Below are 4,634 nucleotides of genomic sequence, written 5' to 3'. Positions count from 1 at the left end.
AGCGCGCCGAGTGATGCAGCGCACGCAGCAGCGCCGCCAGTGCCTCGGGTTTTTCGTCTGCCCACGCCTTGCGTACGCCGATCACCTTCTCCGGGCTGTTACGCCATATCCGCGCCTTGACGGTGACGATATGCCCGGTGCCGGCGGCAACCGCAGCACTGTTCCAGGGTTCGCCTGCGCAGTACCCGTCGATGCGGCCGGTGGCCAGCGCATCCGCCATGAAGGGCGGCGGCACGATGACGATCTCGATTTCGCGCGCCGGATCGATGCCGCAGGCGGCGAGCCAGTAGCGGAGTTCGTAATTGTGCCCGGAATGCGGATGCACCACGGCGAAGCGCAGCGGGTCGCCACCGGCCGCAGCGCGCTCGCGAATGAGCGCGCGCAACGCCGCACCGGCGCGCGCCGGATCAAGATCGGCTTCGGCGCCCTGCGCCACCATTCCGGCCCAGACGGTGTTGGAGACGGTGACGCAATTGCCGCCGAGCCCGAGCGAGAACGGCACGATGGTTTCCGAAGCGAGTGGCGTCAGCCCGAGATTGCAGGCGAGCGGCATCGGTCCCAGCATATGCGCGAGATGAAAGTGACCGATGGCGATGCGGTCGCGGATGTTGGCCCAGGACGTCTCGCGGTGTAGGGTGAGGTCGATGCCTTCTCGTGCGGCAAAGCCAAGCTCCCCGGCCGCGACCAGCACGGCGCTGTCGAAAAGCGGCATGAAACCGGCGGTGATCTGGTGCGCAGCAGTCATGCTCATTCGTCCTCCGGCGGTCCCAGCAGCCCGGCGGCAGTCACCAGGCTCTGGGCGATGTCGCCGATCTTGCGGTTCTGGTTCATCGCCGTCTTGCGCAGCAGCGTGTAGGCCGCCTCTTCGGAGAGGCCTCGCGACTTCATCAATATGCCCTTGGCACGATCGATCACCTTACGGCTCTCTAGCTCGCCGCGAACCTCTTCCAGTTCGCGCGCCATGCGCGAAAAAGCGTTGAAGCGGCTTACCGCCATGTCGAGGATCGGCTTGACGCGCTCTTGCCGCAGACCGTCGACGACATAGGCCGAAACGCCGGCATCGACCGCCGCCTCGATCGAGGCCTGATCGGAGCGGTCGACGAACATGGCGATCGGCCGTTTTACGGCGCGCGACAGCTGGAACATGTTTTCCAGCATGTCGCGGTTCGGGTTTTCGAGATCGATGACGATGACATCGGGCTCGATCTCGGCGATCCGCCGCGCAATGCCGGTCACGTCATGGATGACGGTGACACGCTCATGGCCGGCCTCGCGCAATCCCGCCTCGATGATCGCGGCGCGGATGCGGTTTTCATCGATCACCAGGACGGCGAGTGTGGTTCGAACCATGCCTGCATTGTGACCAAGCGAAGGAATTGTGCAATGCGGTATGGTTGAACAACCCAATATTCGGTGACCGCGCCACAGGCGCCTAATCCACCGCCAGCGCCGTGACCTCGCGGCGGAAGGGCAGTGCGTCGCCGATGTCGGCTTCGTCCAGCTCGCGGGCGAAGCGGTGGCCGGCGTAGGTTGCCCAGGCGATCGGGCCAGGCGCCTCGGCATCGCCGATGACTTTGATCGAGCGGATGCCGCTATCGGCCCATTGATCCCGCCGCGCCTTCAGTTCGCACCAGACGCCATCGTCCTGTTGGCGCGACGTCACGAGCACGACGGCGTCCGCGGCGAAGTCGCGTTGGCTGCCCGTATAGGCGCACGCAGTGGCAACCCCACCCGCCACGATGCGCGTCACGGCCCGGTTCAGCACGATCTCGACGCCGAGTTCGGCCAGCCGGCGATGGATGGCGCCCTGCTCCAGCGTGTTGCGGGTCCAGTCGGACACATAGGCCGACGGCGTCACCAGCGTCACCTTCGCGCCCTGCCGCGCCATCAGCTCGGCCAGGACACCGCCCATGTAATAGTGATCGTCGTCGAACAGCACGACAGTGCCGGTCGGTATATTGCCGCCCATCAAATCGTCCGGCGTGTAGACCGGCATGGCCGGGTCCACCGGCATCGGCACGACATGCGCGCGCGCCACGCCATCGCGGCGCCATGTCGAGCCGGTGGCGACGGCAATGTTCTGGAAGCCGAAGGCGAGGATTTCCTCGGCCGACAGCCGGCTTTCGAAATAGACGTCGACATTGGACATCTGGCTGATCTGGTACTGGCGATAGTCGCGCACACGCCCCCATGCCGAGAGACCGGGCAAGCGGCACTCGCGCGCCACGCGGCCGCCGAGTTCGGTTCCGGCTTCGGCGATGGCCACCTGGTAGCCGCGCAGGCCGAGTGCACGCGCCGCCTCCAGCCCGGCCGGGCCGGCGCCGACGATCAGCACGCTGTCGCTGTCGCCCTTGGCCTGCATCCGTTCGGGATGCCAGCCCTTGCGCCACTCCTCCATGAAGGTCGGGTTCTGCGTGCAGCGAGAGATCGACATGGTCATGTCGCCGGTGATGCAGATGTTGCAGCCGATGCATTCGCGAATGTCCTCGATCCGCCCCTCCTCCACCTTCTTCGGCAGGAAGGGATCGGCAATCGACGGCCGCGCGCAGCCAATGAAGTCCAGCGTGCCGGACTTGATCATCTTCACCATCACATCCGGCGAGGTGAAGCGACCGACGCCGACGACCGGCTTCGAGGTCAGCATCTTGATGCCGGACACCAGGCTCTCCTGCGCGCCCTCCTCCTTGAACCGCGACGGCCCCGAACAGTCCTCCCAGGCGCCATGCGCCAGGTCCCAGAGGTCTGGCAGGTCGGCATGCATCTCGATCATGTCGCGCACTTCGGAGTTGCCGAAGCCAAGCTCGCCGATCATCTCGTCCAGCGACAGCCGCAGCGTTAGGCCGCACGTGTCGCCGATGGCGTTCCTGCCCTCTTCGATTAGCTCACGCATCAGCCGCGAGCGGTTTTCCAGCGAGCCGCCATATTCGTCGCTGCGCTGGTTCGTGGCGGTGGACAGGAAGTGCTGGATGATGCCGAAGCCATGCGCGCCGTAGAGGCAGACCAGGTCGAAGCCCGCCAGTTTGGCACGCTTGAATGCATTGCGGTGCCAGCGGCGCAGGTCGCGAATATCCTGCTTGTCCATGGCGCGCGCCTGCACCGGATCGTTGGTGAAGGTTCGGATCGGCAGGGCCGACGGTCCGCGCGGTACCTCCTTGGTGTAGAGGTTGGGACCGTTGATGCCCGAATAGGCCAACTGGATGCCGGCCAGCGCGCCATGCTGGTGCATGGCCTCTGCCATCTTCGCCAGCGCCGGGATATCGGCGTCGTCCCACAGCCTGAGCTCGATGAAGGGCGTGATCTCCGATGTGTGGTGCATCTCGGTCTGCTCGGTGAAGATGACGCCCCAGCCGCCTTCCGACTTGATGCGGCGCATCTCGGCCGCGGCCGAAGGATCGCGATAGCCGCCGCCATTGCAATGCGGAACCTGATAGAAGCGGTTCTTGGCGGTCACCGGACCGATCTTCACGGGCTCGAACAGAATGTCGTAGCGCGGATCGCGCATGGAACGTGCCTTCCTGCCAGCGTCGCCTTGCACATGCCCGATCATGGTTTCGAGCCAAGGTGCAAGCCGGCCAGCCCAGTGGGTTGATGCCGTGAGACCATTCATAAGTTGCGGCAAGCGCCGGGAAACAACAGATTTCTTCTGTGCCGGTTAGGACGCGCCTAATCGGCAGCACTGCATGGATTAGCATCCGCTGAATCCCGGCTGAGCCAAATGCGACTTCAAGGCCGCCGCCGCGCAATGTTAGATAGCGCGCACGCCCAATGAGACACAAGACGCATGGACAGCATCCAGATCCTTGAAAAACTGATCGCGTTCCCGACGGTGAGCCGCGATTCGAACCTCGCCCTCGTCGGCTACGTGGCGGAGCTGCTGGACGCGCACGGCATTGCCAGCCAGATCATCCACAGCGAGGACGGCCACAAGGCCAATTTGTTTGCCACCATCGGACCGACTGATGCTTCCGGCATCATGCTGTCCGGCCACACCGACGTCGTCCCCGTCGACGGCCAGGCTTGGACGCTGCCGCCCTTCGAGATGACGAGCCGAGACGGCAAGCTTTACGGACGTGGCACAGCCGACATGAAGGGTTTTGTGGCCTGCGCACTCGCGGCGTGCCTTAAAGCATCGAAAATGACGCTGCGCACGCCGCTGCATTTGGCGCTCTCCTACGACGAGGAGATCGGCTGCATCGGCGTGCGCAGCCTGATCGACATGCTGCAAGCAGCCCCGCAGCGGCCCTTGCTGTGCATCGTCGGCGAGCCCACCGACATGCAGGTGGCGACGGGCCACAAGGGCAAGCTTGCCGCACGCGCGCTTTGCAAGGGACGCGAGGGCCATTCGGCGCTGGCTCCGTTGGCGCTCAATGCTATCCATCTCGGCTGCGACTTCGTCGCCGCCTTGCGCCGCGAGCAGGACCGGCTGGTGCGCGATGGCGCCCGCGACGGCGACTACGACATTGCCTACACGACCGTCCATGTCGGCAAGATCAACGCCGGCGTGGCGCTGAACATCGTTCCGAACCTCTGCCAGGTCGACTTCGAGATCCGCAATGTCGCGGCCGACGATCCGCATGAGATTCTCGACCGCCTGCGCAAGGAGGCTGCTCATATTGCTTCCGAAGCCTCGAACC

General features: G+C 64.9%; 4 protein-coding genes. 1 reads left to right on the top strand and 3 read right to left on the bottom strand.

Annotated features, from left to right (window positions below):
• The 3 genes from EOC06_RS42960 to EOC06_RS19965 form a co-directional block, all read right to left on the bottom strand.
• A partial coding sequence (locus tag EOC06_RS42960) for a CmpA/NrtA family ABC transporter substrate-binding protein (protein WP_245469834.1) occupies positions 1 to 745 on the bottom strand: 745 nt, incomplete at its 3' end.
• Positions 746 to 747: 2 nt separating this feature from the next.
• A complete protein-coding gene (locus EOC06_RS19970) occupies positions 748 to 1,350 on the bottom strand; it encodes an ANTAR domain-containing response regulator (RefSeq protein ID WP_128308593.1) in 603 nt (200 codons plus the stop codon).
• Positions 1,351 to 1,432: 82 nt separating this feature from the next.
• On the bottom strand, positions 1,433 to 3,502 hold the full coding sequence (locus EOC06_RS19965; protein WP_128308592.1) for an NAD(P)-binding protein: 2,070 nt from the start codon (positions 3,500 to 3,502) through the stop codon (positions 1,433 to 1,435).
• Between the two features lie 279 nt (positions 3,503 to 3,781).
• On the opposite strand from EOC06_RS19965, the gene argE reads away from it, so the two are divergent.
• Positions 3,782 to 4,634: acetylornithine deacetylase (gene argE, locus EOC06_RS19960; protein ID WP_128308591.1), on the top strand; the 853-nt coding region annotated here is incomplete at its 3' end.

This window comes from Mesorhizobium sp. M7A.F.Ca.MR.362.00.0.0, from assembly GCF_004023175.1.
Taxonomy (GTDB): Bacteria; Pseudomonadota; Alphaproteobacteria; order Rhizobiales; family Rhizobiaceae; genus Mesorhizobium.
Note: the sequence above shows the minus strand (reverse complement) of the source record. Positions and strands in the feature narration are given on the sequence as shown.